This is a genomic window from Diaphorobacter sp. HDW4A (assembly GCF_011305995.1).
In the GTDB taxonomy this organism is placed as follows: Bacteria; Pseudomonadota; Gammaproteobacteria; order Burkholderiales; family Burkholderiaceae_C; genus Diaphorobacter_A.
Genome location: NZ_CP049910.1, coordinates 1,143,833 through 1,168,365, shown reverse-complemented (window position 1 = coordinate 1,168,365; position 24,533 = coordinate 1,143,833). Strand labels below are relative to the sequence as shown.

General features: G+C 61.2%; 21 protein-coding genes. 5 read left to right on the top strand and 16 right to left on the bottom strand.

The features are described from left to right. Positions 1-216: 216 nt before the first annotated feature. Positions 217-1,011: a UDP-2,3-diacylglucosamine diphosphatase gene (locus G7047_RS05225; protein WP_166301738.1), complete on the top strand. Its 795-nt coding sequence runs from the start codon at positions 217-219 to the stop codon at positions 1,009-1,011. 5 nt (positions 1,012-1,016) lie between these two features. Then, positions 1,017-1,850: a zinc-dependent peptidase gene (locus tag G7047_RS05220; protein WP_166301735.1), complete on the top strand. Its 834-nt coding sequence runs from the start codon at positions 1,017-1,019 to the stop codon at positions 1,848-1,850. A gap of 15 nt (positions 1,851-1,865) precedes the next feature. Here G7047_RS05220 and ggt read toward each other — a convergent pair whose 3' ends face one another. Further along, on the bottom strand, positions 1,866-3,491 hold the full coding sequence (gene ggt / locus G7047_RS05215; RefSeq protein WP_166301732.1) for a gamma-glutamyltransferase: 1,626 nt from the start codon (positions 3,489-3,491) through the stop codon (positions 1,866-1,868). 533 nt (positions 3,492-4,024) lie between these two features. After that, complete coding sequence (locus G7047_RS05210) at positions 4,025-5,020, bottom strand: tripartite tricarboxylate transporter substrate binding protein (RefSeq protein WP_166301729.1); 996 nt, start codon at positions 5,018-5,020, stop codon at positions 4,025-4,027. Between the two features lie 114 nt (positions 5,021-5,134). On the opposite strand from G7047_RS05210, the gene G7047_RS05205 reads away from it, so the two are divergent. Next, the gene (locus G7047_RS05205; RefSeq protein ID WP_166301726.1) at positions 5,135-6,067 is read left to right on the top strand and encodes a LysR family transcriptional regulator; all 933 of its coding nucleotides are present in this window, start codon (positions 5,135-5,137) and stop codon (positions 6,065-6,067) included. 4 nt (positions 6,068-6,071) lie between these two features. On the opposite strand, the gene mdeB is transcribed toward G7047_RS05205, so the two are convergent. Beyond that, entirely contained in the window at positions 6,072-8,714 is a 2,643-nt protein-coding gene (gene mdeB / locus G7047_RS05200) for an alpha-ketoglutarate dehydrogenase (RefSeq protein ID WP_166301723.1), read from the bottom strand. A 102-nt stretch (positions 8,715-8,816) separates the two neighbouring features. Between mdeB and G7047_RS05195 the strand changes: the two genes are divergently transcribed. Further along, positions 8,817-9,284 carry an Lrp/AsnC family transcriptional regulator gene (locus G7047_RS05195; protein WP_166301720.1) on the top strand — a complete coding sequence of 156 codons (468 nt, stop codon included), beginning with the start codon at positions 8,817-8,819 and terminating at the stop codon, positions 9,282-9,284. A gap of 19 nt (positions 9,285-9,303) precedes the next feature. Here G7047_RS05195 and G7047_RS05190 read toward each other — a convergent pair whose 3' ends face one another. The 13 genes from G7047_RS05190 to G7047_RS05130 all read right to left on the bottom strand — a co-directional run bounded on the left by G7047_RS05190 (position 9,304) and on the right by G7047_RS05130 (position 23,130). Beyond that, positions 9,304-9,969 carry an alpha/beta hydrolase gene (locus G7047_RS05190; protein ID WP_166301717.1) on the bottom strand — a complete coding sequence of 222 codons (666 nt, stop codon included), beginning with the start codon at positions 9,967-9,969 and terminating at the stop codon, positions 9,304-9,306. Positions 9,970-10,117: 148 nt separating this feature from the next. Continuing rightward, entirely contained in the window at positions 10,118-11,539 is a 1,422-nt protein-coding gene (locus tag G7047_RS05185; protein ID WP_166301714.1) for an MmgE/PrpD family protein, read from the bottom strand. Positions 11,540-11,744: 205 nt separating this feature from the next. Beyond that, positions 11,745-12,785: an amidohydrolase gene (locus G7047_RS05180; protein ID WP_166301711.1), complete on the bottom strand. Its 1,041-nt coding sequence runs from the start codon at positions 12,783-12,785 to the stop codon at positions 11,745-11,747. 6 nt (positions 12,786-12,791) lie between these two features. Beyond that, positions 12,792-13,502 carry an ABC transporter ATP-binding protein gene (locus G7047_RS05175; RefSeq protein ID WP_166301708.1) on the bottom strand — a complete coding sequence of 237 codons (711 nt, stop codon included), beginning with the start codon at positions 13,500-13,502 and terminating at the stop codon, positions 12,792-12,794. Further along, complete coding sequence (locus G7047_RS05170; RefSeq protein WP_166301706.1) at positions 13,489-14,268, bottom strand: ABC transporter ATP-binding protein; 780 nt, start codon at positions 14,266-14,268, stop codon at positions 13,489-13,491. The genes G7047_RS05175 and G7047_RS05170 overlap by 14 nt, the downstream gene beginning before the upstream one ends. Beyond that, a complete protein-coding gene (locus G7047_RS05165) occupies positions 14,265-15,260 on the bottom strand; it encodes a branched-chain amino acid ABC transporter permease (RefSeq protein WP_166301704.1) in 996 nt (331 codons plus the stop codon). Before G7047_RS05165 ends, G7047_RS05170 begins: the two co-directional genes overlap by 4 nt. Before the next feature lies 1 nt (position 15,261). Further along, positions 15,262-16,131, bottom strand: coding sequence for a branched-chain amino acid ABC transporter permease (locus G7047_RS05160; protein WP_166301701.1), 870 nt, complete (start codon positions 16,129-16,131; stop codon positions 15,262-15,264). Between the two features lie 56 nt (positions 16,132-16,187). After that, positions 16,188-17,360 (bottom strand): ABC transporter substrate-binding protein, encoded by a 1,173-nt coding sequence (locus G7047_RS05155; protein WP_166301698.1) that lies wholly within the window; start codon positions 17,358-17,360, stop codon positions 16,188-16,190. A 159-nt stretch (positions 17,361-17,519) separates the two neighbouring features. Next, on the bottom strand, positions 17,520-18,431 hold the full coding sequence (locus G7047_RS05150; RefSeq protein ID WP_166301695.1) for a LysR family transcriptional regulator: 912 nt from the start codon (positions 18,429-18,431) through the stop codon (positions 17,520-17,522). A gap of 193 nt (positions 18,432-18,624) precedes the next feature. After that, positions 18,625-20,037: an MmgE/PrpD family protein gene (locus G7047_RS05145; RefSeq protein WP_166301692.1), complete on the bottom strand. Its 1,413-nt coding sequence runs from the start codon at positions 20,035-20,037 to the stop codon at positions 18,625-18,627. A gap of 32 nt (positions 20,038-20,069) precedes the next feature. Next, positions 20,070-20,381 carry a DUF4387 domain-containing protein gene (locus tag G7047_RS05140; protein ID WP_166301689.1) on the bottom strand — a complete coding sequence of 104 codons (312 nt, stop codon included), beginning with the start codon at positions 20,379-20,381 and terminating at the stop codon, positions 20,070-20,072. Beyond that, the gene (locus G7047_RS05135) at positions 20,378-21,769 is read right to left on the bottom strand and encodes an acyclic terpene utilization AtuA family protein (RefSeq protein WP_205904720.1); all 1,392 of its coding nucleotides are present in this window, start codon (positions 21,767-21,769) and stop codon (positions 20,378-20,380) included. The genes G7047_RS05140 and G7047_RS05135 overlap by 4 nt, the downstream gene beginning before the upstream one ends. After that, positions 21,766-23,130, bottom strand: a complete 1,365-nt coding sequence (locus G7047_RS05130) for an LLM class flavin-dependent oxidoreductase (RefSeq protein WP_166301686.1) — start codon at positions 23,128-23,130, stop codon at positions 21,766-21,768. Before G7047_RS05130 ends, G7047_RS05135 begins: the two co-directional genes overlap by 4 nt. Before the next feature lie 319 nt (positions 23,131-23,449). Between G7047_RS05130 and G7047_RS05125 the strand changes: the two genes are divergently transcribed. Next, positions 23,450-24,520, top strand: coding sequence for a flavin reductase (locus G7047_RS05125; RefSeq protein WP_166301683.1), 1,071 nt, complete (start codon positions 23,450-23,452; stop codon positions 24,518-24,520). Positions 24,521-24,533 lie beyond the last annotated feature (13 nt).

The window sequence follows — 24,533 nt, the reverse complement described above, 5'->3', positions numbered from 1 at the left end:
GGTCTACGGCGTTGAAAATCCTCGCGATAGCTTCGGCTATCGCTGCGGTTTTCGCCTTGTATCCCATCCCGATCCACACAAGCTGCTTGTCGATCGATTCGTGCAGAGGGTCCCTAGCCTGAAGGGCCATTTTGTCATTGGGGTGTTTGTTCAAACCCCTTGAATTCTGCGGTGGCCCGCTGTTTCAATACCGTAATCGCTTTCATTTTTTCCTTCATGACCTTGCCGATGCCCGCCATTTCGGAATTTGCTGCCCCTGCGGATTGGCGCGTCGTGGAATTTATTTCCGATCTGCATCTGCAACGCGAGGAGCCCGAGACCGTGGCCATGTTCGCGCGTTATCTGCGGGCCTCGACAGCGGATGCGATCTTCATGCTGGGTGATCTGTTCGAGGTGTGGGTGGGTGACGACAGCCTCGACGAGGCGGGCAGTTTTGAGGCCGAATGCTGCGCCGCAATTGCACAGGCAGCCAACGTGCGCCCCATGTTCTTCATGCACGGCAATCGCGACTTTCTTATCGGACAGCATTTTGCTGAGCACACTGGCGTTCAATTGCTCGGCGATCCCACGGTGTTGGTCTTTGCAGGCGAACGCTGGCTCTTGAGCCATGGCGACGCGCTGTGCCTGGATGATGTCGAATATCAGAAGTTTCGTGCGCTGGCCCGCAATCCGCAATGGCAGGCGCAATTGCTGTCGCTGCCGCTGGCCGCGCGCCGTGCACAAGGCAAGAGCGCCCGCGCGCAGAGCGAGGCACGCAAACACTCGCCTGAGGCGTTTTATGGTGATGTGGACACCGCCGCCGCCCTGCAATGGCTGATCGATGCCGGCAGCCACACACTGATCCACGGCCATACGCACCGGCCTGCGGAGCATGTGCTGTCCGGCGACGAAAACGTTCAGGCCAGACGCGTCGTGCTCTCCGACTGGGACCTGGCCGCCAACCCGCCGCGCGCCGAAGTCATGCGACTTTCGGCCAAGGGCTTGGAACGCGTGCCCCTCGTCCCCATGTAGGGCGAATGCCGCCCACTGCCATCACCCAATTTCTGCGCCGCGCCACCAACGGGCTGCGCGCCAAGTTAGCGCCCGTTCCGGAGATTCCGGCCGAGCTCTGGTTGCAGACCGTGCGGCAATACCCGTTTCTAGCGGCCCTTTCCATCGAGGATCAGTCCAAGCTGCGCGCCATCAGCGCCCTCTTCCTGCAGCAGAAGGAATTCACCGGCGCACATGGCATGGAAGTGACCGATGCGATGGCCATCGCCATTGCCGCGCAGGCTTGCCTGCCGCTGCTGCACTGGGGCGACCCGGCCAAGGCACTCGATTGGTATGACGATTTTGTCGGCATCGTGGTCCATCCGGCAGAAGCCGTGGCCACGCGCCAGAGCACAGACGCAGCGGGTGTTACCCACCAGTACAGCCAGGTGCTGCTCGGCGAGGCCATGGAGCGCGGCCCCGTCATGCTGGCCTGGCCCGCCGTGGAAAGCGCCGGACGCGACCCCGAGGACGCGAGCAGCGTGGTGATCCACGAGTTCATCCACAAGATCGACATGAAGGACGGTGCAGTCAATGGCCGCCCGCCACTGCAACTCGGTTTTGCAGGCACGACCACCGCCGCCGAGGCACGCAAGCTCTGGGCCGACTCATGGAACAGTGCGTACGAAGGCTTCCGCGAGAAAGTCATCGTTGCGCAGCGTTTTGGCGGTGAAAAGCCATGGCTCAATGGCTATGGAGCTACCGCACCAGAAGAATTTTTTGCGGTAGCCTGTGAGGCCTATTTTGTGCACCGCAGCCGATTTACAGAGGAGTTTCCTACGCTCGCCCCCCTGCTCGACGCGCTCTTCAAACGCCCCTGAAATCGGTCTTTCCGCTCAATCCACCCACGTCCCGAGCGCCAAGCCGTCACGTCCCGGATCGGCACCACCGCGCAGCCCGCCCGAGGTGATCTGCACACCGTGCACCCAGCCGATGGTGTAGTTGTACGGATTGCGCCCCACCTCGTAACCCTGCGCCTGCAACTCACGCGTGATGAAATGCGGAATACGGTTGCACACGTCGATGGAATTGCTGGTCGACGAGAAACGCGGCGCGGAAATCGCCTCCTGCATGCCCATGCCGTGATCGATCATGTTAAGCAGCACATGCAGCACGCCCATCGCAATCTGCGTGCCTCCTGGCGCGCCGAGCACGATCTCGGGCTTGCCCGCCTTGTCGAGCACGATGGTCGGGCAGGCCGACGAAAACCGGCTCTTGCCCGGCTGAATGCTGCCCGCACGACCCGGACGCGGATCGAACACGCCCATGCAGCCGTTGTAATAAAAACCCATGCCCGGCGTGATGATGCCCGAAGGCATCGCCAGCGAATGCGTGAGCGACACGCAGTTGCCGTCACCATCGACCACGCTCAAATGCGTCGTGTCCTTGGGCACCGGCGCGCCCGGATTCACCCGCACCACTTCAAACCGCTTGCCCGAGCGGATCTCCGCCGCGATCTCCGCAGCATGTTCCTTGGACAACAGCACATCGAGCGGCACATCGACAAACGCCGGATCGCCGATGTAGCGGTCCTTGTCCGACGTGGCCTTTTTCATCGCCTCGCTCAGGAGCTTGAGGTAGTCAACGCTGCCATGCTCCATCGCGCCCAGATCGAACTGCTCGAGAATGTTCAGCATCTCCAGCAGCATCGCGCCACCGCCCGGCGGCTGGTTCGTCGTGATCGTGCGATCACGGTACCGCCCCACCAGCGGCTTCACCCGCTTGACCGCGCACTGCTTCAAATCTTCCATCGACAGAAGGCCGCCAAGCGACTGCAGATGATCGATCATCGAACGCGCCAGATCACCTTCGTAGAACGGTGCAATGCCCTCCGCAGCGATCTGCGACAGCACATTCGCCATGTCCTCATTGACCAACTTCGTGCCAATCAACTTGGGCGATCCATCCGCATTGCAATACAGCGCCCGCGCCTCGTCGCAATACTGCAGCCGCGCCAGATTGCTCACCCGCCCCGCGAGCGGCTTGTCGATCCAGAACGAATACATCCCAGGCCGCACGATGCACCCCTCGCGAGCCCAGCGGATCGCGGGCTCGACCACGGCACTCCAAGGCAAACGGCCATGTGCCGCATGCATCTCGAACAGTCCCTTGAGTGTGGCAGGCACCCCAATCGACTGCGGCCCGATGTCGTTCACCGCGCCTTTGAGGATGAAGCCGAAACCGTCCTTGGTCTCACCTTCCAGCAACGCCTCCCACATATCCTCGCGCGCAGCCAGCGGCGCGGGCGAATGGAAGTCGAAATATTCGTGCACCGACTTGCCTGGCATGTAGACAGCCGCCGTGCCGAAACCGGCGATGCCGCACATCAGCGGATCGACGACCGTCTGCGCCAACGCGCAAGCCACCGCCGCATCCACAGCGTTGCCCCCCGCGTTCAAAATTTCCACCCCCGACTCAGCCGCCTCCGGCTGAGCGCAAGAAACCATAGCTTGCTTTTTCATGTTTGGGCTCATTTTTTCTATCCTTCTTCTTTGGTGAGGTTGCTTGTGTGACGGATTTTGTTTTTTGCTTGGTTTGGGAGTATTCGTTTTGAGGTGACGATATAGGCCCTCATGCTTTGTTGCAAAGCCTTGCCGTACCAAAGTACTGTCTGCGGCTTTGCGTCGTGCCTGAGGGCCTATCTCGTCATTGTTGTGGGTGATTCAAACACCCCCTACTCTGCATAGCTGGTGGTTTGAAATCCAAGACCAGTACCAGTATCGACGTCGGCCCCCACTCCCCGAATTGCATCTCGCGAAGTCGCGAGATGCAGCACGAGCGCAGCGACGTGCCGAACACACCTCTTCAAAACTGACTTCCGGCGGTTGCCCGAGCGAAGTGACGAAGGAACGCAGCGAGTTCTGCCGGAGGTATTCAACGCGCGTTTTTGGTTACTTTTTGCGCGCAAGCAAAAAGTGACTCCGCCGCCGGGCGGAACTCCCGGCCTCCGCTCTCAAAACACCAACCAACGCTAACAATCAATCAAACAAAAAACTCACTTACTACTCAAATTCAAAGAATTCAAAGTAGGCCCCCAAGCAGCCGTATCCCGCTTAGTCACCTCCATCACCTGCGAAGCCGCCCCCGCCATGGGAATCACCATCATGGTCCGCAACTTCTCCTGCACCTCAGGACTGCTGTGAAACGCCTTCGTAGCCTCGTTCAACTTGTTGACGATGGCGGCCGGAGTTCCAGCCTTGGCAACAATCCCGCTCCAACCCATGTAGTCAAAATCCTTGACTCCCAGCTCATTGGCAGCTGGCACGTCCGGCAACTCGGCCAGACGCTTCGGAGCAAGCACCACAAGCGGAACCACCTTCTTGGCCTTGATGTGCGGAAGCGCCGTGCCCACCACAGGCGCCATCACCTGAGTCTGGCCTCCAATGGTCGCCATCACGCCGTCGGGCTCGCCCTTGAACGGCACATGCACCATCGAGATGCCGAGCTTCTTCTGCAACAACTCGACCGCCAGTTGGGTGGAATTGCCCAGACCAGCGGAGGCAAAGTTCAGCTTGTCAGGATGCGCCTTGGCGTACTTGATCAGATCGTCGAGCGACTTGAAGCCCGACTCGGGATTGGCCACCAGCACGAACGGCACGGTGGTCAGCATGCCCACGCCAGTAAAGTCCTTCTCGGGATCGTAGGGCAGTGGCTTGTAGGTGAACTTGTTGAGCACCATCTGCGAGACGCCGCCAAACATCAGCGTGTAGCCATCCGCCGGTTGACTCAGCGCCTGCTGGGCCGCGATGATGCCGCCCGCGCCGGGCTTGTTCTCCACGACGATGCTGCCGCCGATCGCCTTGCCCGCGTGCTCGGCCCACAGGCGCGCCACGGTGTCCGAGCTGCCGCCCGCCTGCTGCGAGACGATCAGGCGGATGGGGCGATTCGGGTAACCAGCCGCAGCGTCCTGCGCCATCACGGGGGCCTGCGCCACCAGCCCCAAGGCCCATACCGACGCCACGATTTTGGCGATGCAGAAATATTTCTTCATACTCACGAATCCAAATAAGTCAATCAACAGCGTCGTGCTGCAAAAACCGCATTATTTGCGTGACATCGCTGTTACACCAGTGAATTCACGAGATACATATATTAGTATTTACTCATGATTGAAAAAGACCAGATGGCCTGGGCCCGCCGACTCAAGGTCAAGCACCTCGAGTCCTTTCTGGTGCTCGACGAGGCCGGCACACTCACCGAGGCGGCTGCCCGCATGCACATGACACAGTCGGCTATGTCGCATTGGCTAGCCGATCTGGAAGAACTCGTCGGCATGCAACTGGTCACGCGTGGGCGGCGCGTGCAGCTCACGCCCGCAGGTGTTCTGGTCAAGCGCCTTGCGATCAGCGTGCTGGGCGACATCGCGCGCACCCACAAGGAGCTGGGCGCAGTGGCTCAGGGGCTGACTGCGCGGCTGCAGATCGGCAGCGTCTGGGCGGGAGTGGCCCGTGTCGTGCCACAGGCGCTGGCGCAGTTTCAAGAGCGTTATCCGCACATTTCGGTCTACGTCACGGAAAGCCCGTTCACCAATCTGCTCGAAGGGCTGGCCAATAAGGAGCTCGACGTGGTGGTCGGGTCGCTAGATTCACGGGTCCATCGAGACCAACTGGAGCACCGCGAACTGTTTGAAGACAACGTCTGTCTGGTCGTTGGGCAGGCCAGCCGCTTCTGGAACAGCAAAGACAAAGTCGTGCACCTGGCCGACCTACAGCATGACAACTGGATCATGCCACCCAAGGGCACGCTGATGCGCACCCAGCTCGACACCGCGCTGCTCGACCACGGCTTCTCCTGGCTGCTACCCAAGGTGGAAACTGCCGCCATCACCACGTTGCAGGCGCTGGTGCACACGGGCGACTACATCGGCGTGTGCTCCGAGGCCATGGCGCAATACCAGGCCGCTCTCGGCAACATGAAGATCCTGCCGCTCGACATGACGATCCGCTTCGGCCCCGTGGGCGTGGTCTGGAACCGGGACAACAACTCCGAGGCCGTACGCCTCTTCGTCGAACACCTCACCGATTCCAGCCAACGCTGACGGATCAGCCCCGTGCCGACGTAGCCTCGGCCGCACGCACGATGCTCTCGGCATCCACGCCGAAGAACGAGCGCAGCGCCGCACGCGTGTCACTGCGGCCAAAGCCATCGGTGCCGAGCGTGAGATAGATGCGCCCGCCGGGTGCGTAGGCGCGCACGGATTCGGGCACGGCGCGCACATAGTCCGTCGCAGCGATCACCGGGCCTTCGGTGCGGGCAAGCAGTTGCGCGATCCACGGCTGTTCACCGCCCGGCTCGCCACGCAGCATGCGCTGCTCGCTGGCCTGACCGTCGCGCGCCAACTCGCTCCAGCTGGTGATGCTCACGACGTCCACCTGCCAGCCGCGCACGGCCAGTGCTGCTGCTGCCTTGCGCACCTCGGTGAAGATCGCGCCCGAGCCCAGCAGGGTCGTGCGCCGATTCTGCGGTGCGGAGGCATTGCCGACGCGTTCGAGCACATAGCCGCCACGCAGCACGCCCTGCTCCACCCCCTGTGGCAGATCGGGCTGTGCGTAGTTCTCGTTCATCAGCGTGATGTAGTAAAAAACATCCTTCTGCTCGACCATCATCTCGCGCATGCCCGCATCCAGAATCACCGCGAGCTCGCCCGCATAGGCAGGGTCGTAGGCCTTGCAGTTGGGGATCGTCGCGGCCACAAGGTGGCTGCTGCCGTCCTGATGCTGCAGGCCCTCGCCGCCCAGCGTGGTGCGACCCGACGTCGCACCCAGCAGAAAGCCGCGTGCACGCTGGTCCGCCGCCGCCCAGATGGCATCGCCCACGCGCTGAAAGCCGAACATCGAGTAGTAGATATAGAAAGGCAGCATCGCCATGCCATGCACGCTATAGCTGGTGGCCGCAGCCGTCCAGCTTGCGATGGCACCGGCTTCGCTGATGCCTTCTTCCAGAATCTGGCCGTCGAGCGCCTCGCGGTAACTCAGCACCGAGCCGATGTCCTCCGGCGCGTACTTCTGGCCTACGCTCGAATAAATTCCAACCTGCTTGAACAGATTGGCCATGCCGAAGGTTCGCGCCTCGTCGGCCACAATGGGCACGATGCGCTTGCCCAGCTGGCCATCCTTGAGCAAGGTGCCCAACATGCGCACAAAGGCCATGGTGGTGCTCATTTCCTTGCCTTCGGCCTTGAGCGCGAACTGCGCATATTGCGCCATCGGCGGCACGGCAATGGCCTCGCAGGCGGTCTGGCGACGCGGCAGATAGCCGCCGAGACGCGTGCGCTTGTCGCGCAGATACCGCATCTCCGCGCTGTCTTCGGTCGGTTTGAAAAATTCGAGCTTGGTCGCCTGCTCGTCGGTAAGCGGCAGATTGAAGCGGTTTCGGAACTCGATGAGATCGGTCTCGTCGAGCTTCTTCTGGCTGTGCGTGGTCATCTTGCCCTGCCCCGCCGAGCCCATGCCGTAGCCCTTCTTGGTATGCGCCAGAATGACGGTGGGCTTGCCGGTTGCCTTGGCCGCCGCAGCATAGGCTGCGTAGATCTTCACGAGGTCATGTCCGCCGCGCTTCAAGCGGTCAATCTGCTCGTCCGTCATGCCCTGCGCAAGCGCGATGAGCTCCGGGCTCTGGCCGAAGAAATGGTCGCGGTTGTAGCGGCCATCTTTGGCCGCAAAGGTCTGCATCTGCCCGTCGACGGTATTGCCCAGCGTGCGGGCCAGCGCCCCGGTCAGATCTCGTGCAAACAATCCGTCCCAATCGCTACCCCACAGCAGCTTGATCACGTTCCAGCCCGCACCGGCGAACAGCCGTTCGAGTTCGTCGACCACCCGGCCATTGCCTCGCACCGGACCGTCGAGGCGTTGCAGATTGCAGTTGACCACCCAGACCAGATTGTCCAGCCCCTCACGCGCAGCCAACGTCAGCGCACTCATGCTCTCGGGCTCATCCATCTCACCGTCGCCGAACACGCCCCAGACCTTGCGGCCCGTGCAATCGAGCAGGTTGCGGTGCGAGAGATAGCGCATGAAGCGCGCGTGGTAAATGCTGCTGATCGGGCCGATGCCCATCGAGCCTGTAGGGAACTGCCAGAAATCCGGCATCAGCCAAGGATGCGGATAGCTTGACAGGCCCTCAGCCCCCTCGCCCGGTGCCACGATTTCCTGACGGTAGTGCAGCAGATCCGCCTCGCTCAAACGCCCTTCCAGGAAAGCCCGCGCATACACGCCGGGCGCGCTGTGCGGCTGAAAAAACACCAGATCACCACGATGATTCTTCTCTTCATCACGCGCATGGAAAAAGTGGTTGAAGCCGATCTCGAACAGATCCGCCGCGCTCGCATAGCTCGCGATGTGCCCGCCCAGCTCACCATAAGCCTTGTTGGCGCGCACCACCATCGCCAGCGCGTTCCAACGCATGATGGAAGCCAGCTTTTCCTCGACCGCCAGATCACCCGGAAACACCGGCTGCGACTCCACGCTCACGGTGTTCACATAGGGCGTATTCAAATCCGGCTGCCAGCCGATGCGCTGCGCACGCGCCATGCGCGCCAACTCGTCCAGCACGAAGCGCGCACGCTCCGGTCCTTCGGTGGCGACCAGCGCCAGAAAGGCATCTCGCCATTCGGCGGTTTCCTGTGGGTTGGCATCCATGGCGTGTGGGGTGATTGAGAGTGAATGGAGGGGCAATGGGGCATTCATTCGCAAGACTGTAGGGAAGGTCTCGCGAAATAGGATGCCGATTGTGTTGGCTTTTGAAGCATTTTCAGCACAATATGCCACTTGATTGAATTTCTGAAGCATATGAAGCTGGATGCCACCGATCTACGGATTCTTGCCGAGCTGCAGGCCGACGGCGCGCTCTCCAATGTGGAGCTGGCGCGGCGCGTGCATCTGTCGCCCTCACCGTGTCTTGCTCGCGTGAAGGCGCTCGAGGCCGAGGGTGTGATCGAGCGCTATGTGGCGCTGGTGAGCGCGGCGACGCTGGGCCTTGGTCTCAACGTGTTCATCAGCATCAGCCTGAAGACCCAAAACAAGGAGGCTCTCGCCGATTTCGAGCACCGCATCGCCGAGCACGACGAGGTGATGGAGTGCTACCTGATGAGCGGAGACTCCGACTACCTCATCCGCGTGGCGCTGCCCGACATTGCGGCGCTGGAGCGCTTCATCGTTGAGCAGCTCACGCCGATTGCGGGCATCGAGAAAATCCGCTCGAGTTTTGCACTCAAGCAGGTGCGCTACAAGACGGCACTGCCACTGGCGTCGCGTTGACACCAACGCGCCTCCGAACTCAGGCAGCCACCGCCGTGCGCTGCTCCAGCCAGCCGGCAAAGGCCGACAGCTCTGCCATGCGCAGCTCGTGCGCGCCTTCGAACTCGCGGTAGGTGAGCGAAAGCGGCAACGCGCTCACCTGCTCGCGGATGAACTCGCCATGCGCGATCGGAATCACGTTGTCCTGCAGGCCCTGACTTACCCAGAGATGCTTTCCCTCGAACGCCGCAGCCGGAGCCACCTGTGCAGCGATCTCGGGCAGCATGCGGCTGTGCAGCGCCATCGCACCCGCCACCAGTTCTGGTCGCGTGAGAAGCACCGACAACGCCATGATGCCGCCCTGGCTGAACCCGCCCGCGATCACGCGCGACGCCGGCACACCCAGTTGCCGCGCGCTGGCTTCCAGCGTCTGGATCAACAGGTTGCGACTGGCGGCCTCCTGCGGATGGTTGATGGTGCGCGACCCATCGGCATTCACCGAGAAATCAAACCACGCATTGGCATTCGGCCCCATGCGGTATGGCGCACGCAGACTCAGCACGTGGTAGGTCTCGGGCACATAAGGAGCAAGCCCGAACAGATCCTGCTCATTGCTGCCAACGCCGTGCATCAGCACCAGAAGCCAAGGCTCGGCCACGGACGCGGAGGCGGGCCGGTGAAGAAAACTCAAAGGGATATCAAGCATGAATTTGGCGGCAGTCGAGGCCGATGGTTGAACGTCGAAGGAGGCTCTTGAATCCATGGATTGTGAACACCCACCAAGAGTTCCCGGCACAGATTCCTGAGGTGCAATCATGGGGATGTCATTCGACGGCGAAACGGACTACCTCGCGTCACCTCGCATATGCCGCAGGACGAGGCGCTGCAAGCAATGTGAGCAGCCGCTCCACGTCGTCCAGTCGATCAATTTCGCTCACGAGCTGCACCACCCGCTCCGTGGCCGTGAGGGGAAGACATCCGGCCACCACATTCCTGAATTTTTGCTCCACTTCGTAGGCGGTAAGCGGATTTTCCGGGCTTCCGCGCCGATGCAGAATTTCGTGCGTGAGCGTTCGCCCATCGCAGGTTTGCAGCTCGATGCGGGCGGCATGCCTGAAAGCTGGGCCCATCGCATCGATGGCCGGGTCTTCGAAGGCCTCGATGCGTTCAATGAAGTCCAGAATCTGCGGATCGACCAATCGATCTTCGTCGTACTGCGCAACGAAAGCCACTCCGTCCAACGCGATCACGGCAAGACCGAAAAACAGATTCATCTGTGCGGCGGTCACGCCTTGCGCGCGGTAAGGCCAGGCGCAATGCACATGGGTCATGTGGCTCACGCCAGCCTTTACCGACGCGATGTCTGCGGCCGCAAGCGCATTCAAATCCATCAACTCACGCAAGGCATCCATCGCTGCATGAATGCTGGTGACGCTCGCGTGTGGCTTGTAGCCGACTTTTTCAATCTCCCAAACCTGTCCCAAACCCTGAGTCAACCGCGCTGCATTGGGCTGGTTGCTGTAGCTCGAAAGGTATCCGCCGTAAGGAGCCTCCAGCACATCGACAATGCCGGTAAATCCACGCTGAGCGAGCTGCGCGGCATACACTCCGCTTTGCGCCGCCCGGCCTGCATGCAAACGTTTGACCATCGCCCCTTCCTGCGCGGCCATCAGACCACCGGCCTGCGAGCCCGCCATCCCGAGCGCATGCTGCATTTGCCTGGCATCCAGCCCCAGCATCCGACCCGCCGAGGCAGCGGCGACGAACACCCCAGACGTCCCCTGCGGGTGAAATCCGCGAAAAAACAGGCTCATTGTGGCCGCATTGCCGACGCGTGTGCCTATCTCATAACCACATGCCAACGCCGTCAGAAACTGCCGCCCGCTACATGGCGATGCGCTCGCCTGAGCCAAGGCGGCAACGACAGGCAATGCGATGGATCCCGGATGCAGGATCGACTCCTTGTGGATGTCATCGAGCTCAAAGGCATGGCCCGCCGTGCCGTTGACCAGCGCTGCACCAGCGACCGAAGTCGCGCGCCCGGCACCAAACAGCGCCGCCACCGGATGCGCCTGCTCCGCTTCGACCATGGCCTGCACATGCTGTGTCCACGGCAAGGTCATGCCGTAGAGACAGCAACCAATACTGTCCAGAAGACTGGTCTTCAGACGCTCCACAGCCCTCGGCGGCAGGTCTTCAAAACGCATTTCAGCGGCAAACGCGGCCAGCGCCTCGGTCGCCCCGGCAAGCAAGGGAACGGTATTCGCATCACTCATGTGGCACCCGCATGTGAAAGACAGATTCGTGAAGAGGATTTCCAAGAGCGTGTTGACGATCTCCACGCAGTCTTGCAGGCGCGGCCTCGGGCGGTCTGCTGCGTTGCAAATCCTCGCAATAGCACGCGCTATTGCTGCGGTTTGCGCCTTGCAGCCCATCCCGATCCGCATCCTGCAAGCTTCGCGCCGAGATCGTAAACACGCTCTAAAGATCCAGTCGATAGACCTTCGCCGCCGTATCTTTGAAGAGCCACCGCTTGTGCTCCGCACTCGCCCCGGATGCCAGTCGCTTGAAGGCGTTCCAGACCACTCCATAACTTGCGGCGCTGCGGTCCACGGGAAAGTTGCTTTCGAACATGCAACGCTGCGGACCAAACGCTTCGATCACGGGATCGAACCACGGCCGCCACGCATCGCCCAGCGCTTGCGAGGATGGCGCTTGCGCGCGCCCGGCAAAGCCGTAGCCGAAAACGGCCGTGCCCAGCCCGCCCAGCTTCACCACCACGTTAGGGCATTCGGCCAGATGCCTCAGCCACGGTAGCCATTCGAGCCGGGCCTTGTCGGCTCGGCCCTCGTAGTCTGCAACGCCCAGCACGCCGCCAATGTGATCCAGCACGAGGGTCGTGTCGGGAAACGCACTTGCCAGATCCAGAACCTCGCGGATTTGCGGGTGATAGACCCAAGCGTCAAAGCTCAAGTCGTGCCGCGCCAATTGCGCATAACCGGCACGAAACGCGGCATCCGCATACAAGCCCTGCATCGCGCGCGGAAGCACGCCGTGTTTGAACGTCGGATGAAAAGCGCCACTGTTGCGAATACCGCGAAAACGCCCACCGCCCGCCGCAACCTGCGCAGCGAGCACCTCTTCAACAGCTTCCCCAAGACGCAGATCCGCATATCCCACCATGCCAGCGGCAATGTGCGTCTTGCTCTGCCGCCGATTCGCCTCCTTGGTGATGGCAACGACGGATTCCGTTTCGCCGACAGGTTGCAACGCTGCCGGACCACTCGTTCGGTAGTTCCAGCCGCATTGCACATAGACCGTGGATTCGATGCGATGGCCCGCACCGTCCGCCAGCAACTCATCGGGAAAGTAGCCACCCCAATGTTCCGAAAAGTGATGGTGCGCATCGATGATGGGCAGATCAGGCTCGATCACCTCTTCACGGCTCGCCGCAAGCCATTCGGCCGCCGGCTGCTGATGCGCAATGACCAGCAGATCGGCATTGTCTTCAGTGTTTTGCATGTTCTTTCAAACTCCGAGGTATGCCTTGCGCACGAAAGGATCTTCCAGCAGCTCTGCGCCCTTGCCCGACTTGACGACTTCGCCGTGCTCCAGCGCATAAGCGTTGTGGGCCAGGCGCAGCGCAAGCCGCGCGTTCTGCTCTACAAGCACGATGGACATGCCCGATTGGTTGAGTCGCCGAATCGCATCGGCAATCTCGGCCACCACCTTGGGCGCAATGCCCAGCGATGGCTCGTCGAGCATCAGCAAACGCGGCCGCGACATCAGCGCACGGCCAATCGCCACCATCTGCTGCTCTCCGCCAGACAGCGATCCCGCCAACTGCGCCCGGCGCTCCTGCACCCGGGGAAACAGCTCGTAGATCATCGTCAGGCTTTCGGCGCGCTCGGCCTCCGACTTGACCGTGTGCGCGCCGATGAGCAGATTTTCCTGTACCGTCATACGCGCAAACAGCCGCCGTCCCTCCGGCGACAGCGCAACACCCTTGAGCACCCGTTGCTCGGTGGGCATGCGCTGCACTTCTTCTCCTTCCACCCGAATGCTGCCGACGCTGTTGGAAACCAGCCCCGCAATCGCCTTCAGCGTGCTGCTTTTGCCAGCTCCGTTAGAGCCGATGAGCGCGACCAGCTCGCCCTTGTTGACCTTGAAGGCCACGGACCGGACAGCCTCCAGCTTCCCGTAGTGAACGCACAGGTTTGACACTTCAAGCATGGGCATATTCGGGTGCTCCCAGATAGGCTTCGATGACGGCTGGATTCACGCGCAATTCCTCCGGTGTTCCCTCTGCAATTTTTTCGCCGTGCACAAGCACCACAATGCGCTCGCACACCTCCATGACGATCGCCATGTGATGCTCCACCAGCAGAATCGTCATGCCATGCTCATCGCGCAAACGGCGCAGCAAGCGCGTCAGCTCGTTGCACTCTTCATGGTTCAAACCTGCAGCTGGCTCATCCATCAACATCATCGATGGACGCGTGGCCAGACCAATGGCAATGCCAAGCTTTTTCTGCAGCCCATAGGCCAGCGTTCCCGCCTCCATGTGGCGCCATTCCTGCATGCCGACGATGTCGATCACACGGTCGATCTCGTTCTGGATTTCACCGCGCGCGAGCAGCGCCGTGCTGCGGCGCATCAACCACTGAGGTGCCGAGCCCTTGATACGTGAGAGCAGCGCGTTCTCGATGTTGCGCTCCACCGTTTCGTTCGCAAACGTGGTCGTCGATTGGAACGTGCGAACCAGCCCGCGAGAGACAATCTCGCTGGGCCGCTTGCCGGTGATGTCGCGCCCCGCGAACAGCACCTGGCCCTTGGTGGGAGCCAGCACGCCGCAGATCGAATTGAATGCCGTCGTCTTGCCCGCACCATTGGGTCCGATCAAACCGGCGATCTGACCTTGCTGGATCGAAAAGTTCAGATTCTTCACCGCTGCCAGCCCACCGAAGTGCTTGGCCAGCCCCTTTACTTCCAGAATGGCTGTCATTGGGAACTCCGTGCAATGCGCAGACGCGACGCCAGACTGGCAATACCGCCTGGCAGAAATCGTAGGATCACGATCAGCGCGGCACCATAGAACATATGCTGCGTCTGCACCGCGCCACGAAACAGTTCGGGCAGCGGTGTAAGCACCAGCGCGCCCAGCACGGGCCCGTAAGCTGACTTGCGCCCGCCGATCACCAGCATAGTGATGAAGGCCACCGACATGCTGGTGTTGAAGGACTCCGGCGAAATGAAGCCTACATAGCGTGCGGTCAGTACGCCCCCCACCCCTGCGAGCACCGATCCCAGCACATAGGCCACAATCTGTATGCGCAGCACATTGATGCCAGTGGATTCGGCCAGCGCCGGATTGGCAGCCACCGCCTCCATCGCATGCCCGAGCGGGCGCTTGAACAGCCACAGCATCAGCCCCAGCGAGGCCACCGCCATCACCAAAGCCAACAGATAGAAGCGCTCGCGTGAATTGAACAGCCAGCCTGCGATCTCCATGGGGGCAATGCCTGCAATGCCGCTGGCACCTCCCGTGATGGGCGCGGCATCGAGCAACACCAATCGCACCAGTTCGGCAAATGCGAAGGTGACCAGCACAAAGTAGACACCCTTCAAACGCAAGATCACCCATCCCAGCAACGCGGCAAGCACCGCCACCAGGAACAGTCCCAGCAATGCCGAGGAGACAATGCCCATGCCGGTCCAGGTCACCAGCAGCACAGAAGCATATGCGCCAAGCGCCACGGGCGCGGAATGACCGAAGGAGAGTTGACCACTGCGATCGATGAGCGACAGCCCGTTGACGATCACGATATTGATGCAGGCCAGAATGGCCATGTGCAGAACAAACTGCCCAGCCATCCAGGGCCAGAGCGCCAGTGCTGCCGCAGCAACGAACGCGGCAACGTGCAGCGGTTTGACTCCTGAAGATGCTCTGTGCCGACTCAGCGGCACTGCAGGTATGGGTTGTACATTGGATCTCATCTCATGCCTCCCCTTTTCCAATGAGCCCGCGCGGGAAGGCCAACATGCCCACGATGACGAGAATGAAGATCAGCATGTCGGCCGTGCTGCTTTCGAGAAACAGCCCCGTATAGCTCTCGAGAAGCCCGAGGCACAGTCCCGCCAGCGCTGCACCGGGAATGCTGCCCAGTCCACCCAGAATCACCACCATGAACGCTTTGAGCAAGGGCGCCTGGCCCATGAAGGGCGAGACGGAAAACAGCGGTGCCATCAAGGCCCCGGCAATCGCAGCAAGGCCGATACCGATACCGAATCCCAGCGGATAGTACAAGCGCGCCTTCACGCCTTGCAGCGCAGCAATGTCCGCATCCTCCACCACCGCACGCAAGCCGCGTCCGATGGCGGAATGCCGCAGAAACACATAGAGCAGCACCAGCACGGCTATGGCAAAGACGATCACATAAAGGCGTGAGTTCGCCACGGTCACGCCCAGAAAGCTGGACGCGCCACTGGCAATGGCGGGCACAGACACGGGGTCCGGTCCAAACACCATCAACGCCACGTTCTGCAGAATCATGGCCAGACCTATGGTGACGATCATGCCGTTGAGCTCGTCCTTGCGAAACGGCTTGAGCACCAGCCATTCCAACAGACTGCCAAATACGATCGCGATCACCACAGTCAGCACCACGGCCAGCAGAAATGGGACTCCCAGATGCACCATCAGTGCATAGGCAGAAAATGCACCCAACATATAGAACTCACCATGCGCAAAGTTCACCATGCGCATCACGCCGAAAACCAGCGTGAAGCCCACGGCCATGAGCAGGTAGAGCATGCCGACGACCAACCCATTGATGGTCGCCTGCCCGAGCAGTAGTTGCCAATCCATAACGCGAAGAACTCCGTTCGAGTTGAGCCAGTTGAACTAGTAGTCAAGCCCGCTGCTTACTTGCAGCCTTCGAGCACAGTGCAGCGCGCGCGCGTCACTTCTGCACCGTTCTTGATTTCGGCGAGATAGAAAGGCACGGCCAGTTGATGGTCGATGCCATAGCGTGACTTGCCCGTCCAGCTCAGCTTTCCAAGCACTCCATCGAAGTCCTTGATCTTTTCGAGCTCTGCGGCCACCTTCTGCGAATCGCTGACCGTGCCCGCGCGACGCATGGCCTCGAACAGCATGTTGGTGAAGTCGAAATATGGTGGGCTGAAGCCATTCACCGACGTCTTGTACTTGGCGGTATAGGCGTCCATGTAAGACCGCGTGGATGGCAGCGAAGGGTCCAGCACGGCATAAACGATCATGCCTTCCACCGCCTCTTTGCCGGCAACCCCAATGATCTCCGACGTGGCCGGTCCACCCGTGCGAACGATCTTCCCTTTGAACCCCATCTCCCGTGCCTGCTTGACGATCAGACCAGCCGTGGAAGGTGAACTGCCGTTGATGTCGATGGCATCGACACCGCGGGAGATCATCTTGGTCAGCATGGGCACGAAGTCGACCCGGTCGCGCTCATAGAACTCCTTGGCCGCCATCGCACTGCCCGCCTTGGTATAGGCATTTTCCAGATCGCGCGCCATCACCTGCCCGGTCTCGTCGTTGGGAAACATGGCACCGGCTTTCTTGACGCCCAGGCTCTTGACGATCCAGTTCACCTGCTGCTCTGCAAACTCCATGGTCGTGTTGACTGGACGGAAACTGTATAGCTTGTCAGCCGTCAGTGCCTTGTCGGTAAAGCCCAGTGTGGAGGTGATGACCTGGTTCTTTTCGGTGATCGGCTGCACCGCCAGAATGGGGGCCGATCCCGTTGGGCCAATGATGTACTTGACCTTGTCTTCAAACACCAGGCGGTTCGTTACCGTCACCGCCTCACCTGCCTGGTACTTATCATCGTAGGGAACGATCTGGACCTTGTACTTCTTGCCCGCCACTTCCAGGCCACCGGCCGCGTTGACCTTGTCGGCGGCGAGTTCCGCTGCGTTCTTCATCGCCTGCCCCCAAGACGCACCCGCGCCGGACAGCGTGACTACCGCGCCGATCTTCAGCGTCTCCTGCGCCGAGGCGTGTGCGATGAAACCGCCCAGAATCATGGAAGCGAGTACGGAAGGTGTGAATCGATTCATGTCGTTGTCTCCAGAATTTATGTGCCGCCCGAAGTGGGTCGTTATGTGGCAAGAAAATTCTGACTGACGAGACCATGACCAGAAAATCACCAATCCCTATGCATTTATTGAGCCGGTGAATAACCGCGCCCGGCATGGATCCAAGCGCGTTATCAATGCTCAGACCAACGGCACAAATTCAGCGTGGAGATGTTCGCGAAAGCTCTGCACAGCAGACGTGAGCGCGACGCGGCGCTCAACCACGCTGCCGTAATTGCGCGTGGCGTGAAAGTCGGCCAGCTCCACGATCACGCGCGATTCGCGTGCGTTGATCTGCGCCATCGATCGCGGCAGAAAGCCCACGCAGCTTCCCGTGTCGAGCATGCCCATGAGGGTGGGCATGGTGGTGGCGGTGGAGGTTTTGAGCATTGCACCGAAACGCGCGAATTCGCCCGAGAGCTTTTCTCGCAGGTTGGTGTAGCGATCCAGAAAGATCATGCGATACGGCAGGATCATTTCCACCGTCACCTGCGACTGCTCCGCCAAGGGATGCTTGGCCGGAACGACCAGCACGATCGGCTCTTCGGCCAACGGCTGGAACTCGATGTTTTCGTAATCGCCATCCATCGCCGTCACGCCGATGTCGGCCATGCCGCCACTGAGGTTGGCCATCAGCATGTCGAAAGGCATGTCGCGCAGAACCACCTGCACATCGGGAAAACGATCGCTGTATGACTGGATGATGTGCGGCAGAAACGTGGCAGCCACCATGGGCGTTGCCGCAATCACCACGCGGTTGCGTGCGGCCTCCGAGCGGTCCTGGAACTGGCGCAGCACGCCGTACAGCCCGGCGAGCGCGTCCTGCGCCGCCGTCCTCAGCAGCTCGCCGTCTTCGGTGGCGAAGACGCTGCGCGTGGTTCGTTTGATGAGCTGCACGCGCAGCACGTCTTCAAGGCGCTTGACGCGGCTGGACACTGCCGGCTGGGAAACGCATAGTCGCTCCGCCGCGCGGCTGAAACTTCCCTCTTCGATCACTACCAGGAAGGTCTCTAGCTCCGGCAGGTGAAAACGCAATTGCGGATGTCTGTTCAATGTGCCCCCACATGCAGCACTCTGGGGTCAACCCTGACAGTAGGGCAAGAACAACGCTGAACAAATTTCCCGGAGGCCGCACACCGCTATCGGGAAGGTGCAGCATACGAGATACTTGCCACTAGTTGCCTTGAATCAAAGACCCGCAAGAAATACTGATGAAAGAGGATAGCTCAAGCAGCGCATTCGCGCGTCATGTGCGCAGCATTTCCACTATCTTTCTGACGGGTGTTTCCGGCTTGGCATCCAGCAGCGCATGGACCACTCGGGTCGCACGCTCGCTGGACATCACAATGCCTGCCGTGCCGTGAAATTTGGTGACGATGTCATCGCGCACAAGTGCGCGCTCACCGCTTCCCAGATTGACAGGAATGCGGCAGGTGAGGGTTTCGCCCGAATCGAGTTCGACGCTCACCGCGCCCGAAAAATGCAGCGGAAACGGCGAATCAGGCTCTTCGATGCAGGTCACGCGACTGGCCAGCGCCAACGTGGCTTCGTCCTTGAGCGCGTCGTCCTCCAGCTCGGCCAGGCCAAATCGCCCCTTCAGCAGACAGGCTGCCACCACGAATTGCGCACTGAACTTGGCTTCGTAATCCGAGCGCGGTACCACCTTGGCCGCCGCAGGCTCTGCCACGATGGGCAGCGTGGCCGCTGGCAACTCGCAGGTGATGCACACGATGCGGCTCTTGTCCGGCACCTGCTCGTGCAGGCGCAATGCCGCTTCGGCAGCGCCGTGGATGAAATGGCATACCGGATAGGGCTTGATCGCCGTGTCCAGCAGGGTCCAGTCACGGCCCAGACCAGCGACGATGGCGTCGTAGTCCACATCGCCCACATGGGTCTGCATGTGGGTTTCGAAGAACCCGAAGCGGCCTTCGTAAGGACGGCGCGGTGCCTTGAAGCCGTTCCTCACCAGATGCGCAGCCGTGATGCCGGCCGATGCGCCCAGCCCGGGATGCAGGCGCTTGGTCCATGCGCCGTCTTCCAGAAACACCTGCACGCTCGCAGACGTGCTCGCCGCGATGCCTTGGGCACCCACGATCTCCGATGCGGACAAGCCCAATAGTTTGCCTGCCACCACCGCCGCGCTGAAGTGCGAGAGCAGCCCCGTCGCATGAAACCCCGCGTGGTGAAAGCCGCCCTTCACCGCCAGCCCGAGGCGGATGCAGGTTTCCATGCCGCTGACATAGGCCGCAATCAGCTCGCCCCAGGATTGATCCTGCACCTCGGCCAGCGCCATCGCGGCTGGCAAGCAGGCCACCGTGGGATGCACGATGCTGCCCGGATGGGTGTCGTCAAAATCCAGCCCATGCATGAGATACGCATTGGCCATTGCCGCATCGCGCGCGGACAGCTTGAGCGAGCATCCGATCACGCTCGCCTCGCCCAACCCGCCCGCCACGGCGATGCCCTTGAGCCCCGGCGCGGCGAACGCAAAGTGGTGCGATGCAAACCCGATGCCGATGGAATCGATGATGTGATGGACCGATTTGTCCCAAACGGGCCGAGGCAGATCGGACGCTTTCACGCCCATCGCAAATTCGGCCAGTTGCTCTGCAATGTTTTCCGCTGGCGCGTGGCTTGCGGTCGTGTGGTTGTGTGCCATGTGAATTCCGGAATGTGTCTCTTGGCCATCCATCAGATGGGAACTTCGATGTCCAGCAATGGTGCGTGCTGCTGCGCGCCGTAGATATCCGTGTCTCCCACCGCGCCAGATGGAATTCGCCGCGCGATGGTGGCCTTCCATGCCAGTGCGGGCGGGTACTCGGTGAACTGCACCGAATCGACGGGCACCCCGTACAACTGCGCAATGAGTTCCGCGCGGATGACGCCCGTGGCACGCACACGTTCGAACAGCTTGAGATCGTCGAACATGATGTCCAGCGTGATGTGGAACGGCCCCGCATTCTTGCTCTTGCAGGCCTTGGCGATGTCTTTCAACCGGGTCATGCGGTGGCTCCGACGGTTTCGTATTCAATGGGGAACATCTTCAGCGGATCGTCAATCTCGATGACGTGCTGGAGCATGAATTCATAGATGGGGCCACGCTCCACATCCGACGGAGAGAACGGAAAGGCCATATTGCCTTCACGACACATGCGCCCCGGAAAGTCGGAATGCAGCAGCGTCACCCGCGCCAGCGACAGCGCGGCGTTGGCGATCTCCTGCGTGGTGGCGACCACCTCGGCGATCAGCGATACCTCGATAGGCTTCGCGTCTTTCGATGGCTCCCATGCGCCCATCACACCATCGCGGCCGTAGACACGCAGCACCAGTTGGTAGTCCTCCGTCGCCAAGCCCAGCGCCTTGACCTTGGTGGCCGTCGATTCGCGCACAAAATCGAGAAAGCTGTCGATCTGCCCGATGAGTCCGGGGTCGCGCGTGGCGGCGATCGTGAATGCGCTGAAACCCACGCGGCGCGCGCCTTCCAGCTTGATAGTGTAGGGCGCTGGCTTCCATTCCATGCCCGTGATGCGCACCACGCGATCCGTGATCGCCGAAAGATTGCATTTCTCGCTGTGCACCACCCCGCCGGGTTCATAGCGGATCACAGGGCTGGCGTTTTCGTGCAGCGCCTGCACAGCCACGGACATGGGCGTGCAGCGCAACTCCGGGTTCAGCGGCTCGGCCTGCACAAAGTCCTCGCCCACGGTTACCAGCAGGCAGTCGTGTTTCTTCGGAATGGCCGCGTTGCAGGCGCACTCCAGCATCTTGCCCGCATACCAGGCGGGTGCCTCCGGAACACCGTGGTGCATCGCCAGCGCCACCCACGGCGCGGGGTCGGTTCCGCGGCCGCCGAGAATCACCTGCGCGCCCGCCGCCAGCGCCTGCCGATAGGGCTCGGGCCCCATCATGCCGACGATGCGCTCCGCGCCCTCGATGTCCTGCGCCTTAAGTTCCGGCGCGTTGCCGAGCGGGCGGATCTTTCCTGCGGCCAACTGCTCAAGCAGGAATCCCTTGTCTTGCTCTGCGTGGATCAGCGCCATCTTGAAGCTCAAACCATGCTCTCTCGCCACCTCGCGAATGATGTCGGCACAGACCTGCAGATGCGGCTCTGCGCCCGCACCGCCGCAGGTTCCCACCATCATCGGAATGCCGTTGCGAATCGCGCCGCGCAGCAGCAACGACAGATCGCGCTTCATCGCGAGCCGCGAGTTGAGCGTCTTGCCCGATCCCAGGTAATGCGGCCCGGGGTCAGAGCTTCCGCCGTCCACGCCGATCATGTGCGGCTTGCGCTCCAGTGCCGTGTTCAGCGAGGCTTCCGGAAAACCGTAGCCCAGAATCCCGCTGGCGGACATCATCCGCACCTCTTTGTTTTGTGGGCTGGCCGTGCTCATTGCGCCCCCTTCTTCCAGTCACCTGCATTCGGCCGACGAAAGCCCAGCGTGTCACGCAGCGTCTTGCCCGGATATTCCTTGCGGAAGATACCGCGGCGCTGCAACTCGGGAATCACGAGACGAACAATGTCCTCATACGTGCCTGGCACGGTGGTGCCCGAGAGCACAAAACCATCGCAAGCGTTCTCGAACCACTCCTGCATCTGATCGGCCACCTGCGTGGGTGTGCCCACAAAGCAAGGACCATCGTTGAGCGTTCCGCGACCCGATGCCTCGACAAAGTCGCGCACCGAAGGGTTCTTCTTGCCACTCACCTGAACGACCTTGTCGCGCAGGCTCTGCCACGACACGGCGGCCAGTTCCTCGTCGGTGAAGGGTTGGTCGTACGGGCGATTGGAGAAGTCGATGTTCAGCGTCTCGCCGATCATCGTGAGCCCATCGATGGGACGCGACAGGCTGGCGATGAGGTCGCGCTTTTCCTTGGCAATGCTCTCCGTCTCGCCCACGATGATCTTGAGCTCGGGCGCGATCTTCAGGCTGGCGGGATCGCGCCCCGCGTTGGCGACTGCGTCCTTGAGCGACTTGTACTGCTTCTTGCCGCCTTCGAGCGTCGGGTATTTGCAGAACACCACCTCGCCCCAGCGCGCAGCAAAGGCCAGACCGCGTCCGCTTTGACCAGCCTGCAGAATCACCGGATTGCCTTGCTGCGAACGCGGCACGGACAGCGGTCCGCGCGACTGGAAGTAGGTGCCCGTGTGGTCGAGTCGGCGCACCTTGTCGGGGTCGGCGTAGATCTCGGAGGCCTTGTCGTTGATGATCGCGTCATCGGCCCAGGTGTCCCAGTGGCCCATGACGACTTCCATGAACTCGTCGGCGCGGTCGTAGCGCAGATCGTGCTCCAGATGCTCCTCATGGCCGAAGTTGGCCGCTTCGGAATCGTTCATCGAGGTGACCACGTTCCAAGCCACACGGCCCTTGGTCATCAGGTCCAGCGTGGCGTACAGGCGCGCCACGTGATAGGGCTCGTAGTAAGTGGTGGAGTATGTCGCGCCCAGACCCAGGCGCGATGTGGCCATGGCCATGGCCATCAGCACGGTGGTGGGTTCAAGCTTGGTGGCCCGCACGCCGTACTTCACGGTGTCGCGGTGGCTGTTGCCGTAGATGTCGGGAAGGGCGAGACGATCATCGAAGAACGCCATGTCGAACTTCCCTTCTTCCAGCGTGCGTGCCACGCGCTGGTAGTACTCGGGACTGAGCGAGTCCGTCATGCTCGATGGATGCCTCCAGGATCCCGCATAGTTCGTGCAGTTCTGGGCCTGCATGAAGGCGATGAGCGACATTTGGCGTGGTGATGTGGACATGTGCGTTTGTCTTCCTTGGTGGTGACTCGGGGCGCCAATGCGGCGCACGGTTGGAAGTATTCGCACAAGCCCTGCACACGGCAATTTCTGGACTCTGATGGACTTATTGATCCGCCGAATAAATGCCGCATATGTTCATTCATTTCCGGCGCTTATAGATCAATTGAAGCTCGCGATTTGTTTTGCGACGCCTCGCGTTTCAAACTTTGACCATCATCAAAGCAGCAACCGAGCAATGCAGCTCTCTCCACTCACAACCCATACTCCCAAGCGCAGCAACGCTCGCTCAGGTTTCGCACACAGTTAAGGACACGACCCCATGAATTTCGACAGCAAGCATCTGCGCCAGGTGCTCGGCGCCTTCCCCACCGGAGTGACGGTGGTGACGACGATGGACGCCAACGGCAACGCGTTCGGCGTGACCGCCAATTCGTTCAGTTCCGTGTCGCTCGATCCGCCGCTCATTCTCTGGAGTCAGGCCAACACATCGAGCAGCCATGCCGCATTTCGCGATGCGGACCGGTTCGTGGTCAACATCATGGCCGACGACCAGATTCCGATTGCCAACCAGTTCGCCAAATCCGGCGTCGACAAGTTTGCGGGCGTGAAGATCAGCGCAGGCATCGACGGCCTGCCGGTCATCGACGGCAGCGCGGCCCATCTCCAATGCCGCAAGGTGGCGGCCTATCCGGGCGGTGATCACACCATCTTCATCGGCATGATCGAGCACATGGAACGCTCCACCCGCAACCCGCTGGCGTTCGGTCAGGGCCGCTACATGGTGACCTTTGCGCATGATCTCGGCGGGCATGTCAGCCAGGACACGCAACCCGCCAACCTCTCGGCCATGCAGGCCGTGCGACTCGCCAGCGCCGCGCTGCCGGAGATCTGCGAAGAGATCGGGCAACGCACGGTCGGCATCGCCGTCTGGGGCAACCACGGCCCCACGCTGGTGCGCTGGGAGCCGTCCAAGAATCCTGTGAGCCCGAATCTGCAGACCGGCGTGGTGGTGAACCTCACGCAGTCCGCCACCGGCCTGGCATTCACCGCGTTCATGAAAACGGATCAGGTACGGCGCTCCGTCGATGAAGAACTCGCCATACGCCGCACATCCGGCAGCCTCGACATGGCCGAGCTGGAATCACGTCTCGCCGACGTCCGTCAGCACGGCCTTGCGCGCTCGGTCGGCAAGGCTCCATCAGACAGACATCAGATCACGGTGAACGCATTCAGCGCGCCGGTGTTCGACGCCAACGGCGACATGGCGATTGCGCTGTCCACTACCTGCCCGGCAGACCGACTCGATCCGGCGTGGGATGGAGAGGTTCCGCGCGCCTTGCTGCGTGCGGCCAAGCGCCTGTCCACCATGCTCGGTGCGAAGTCAGCGTGAGCTACTTCACATG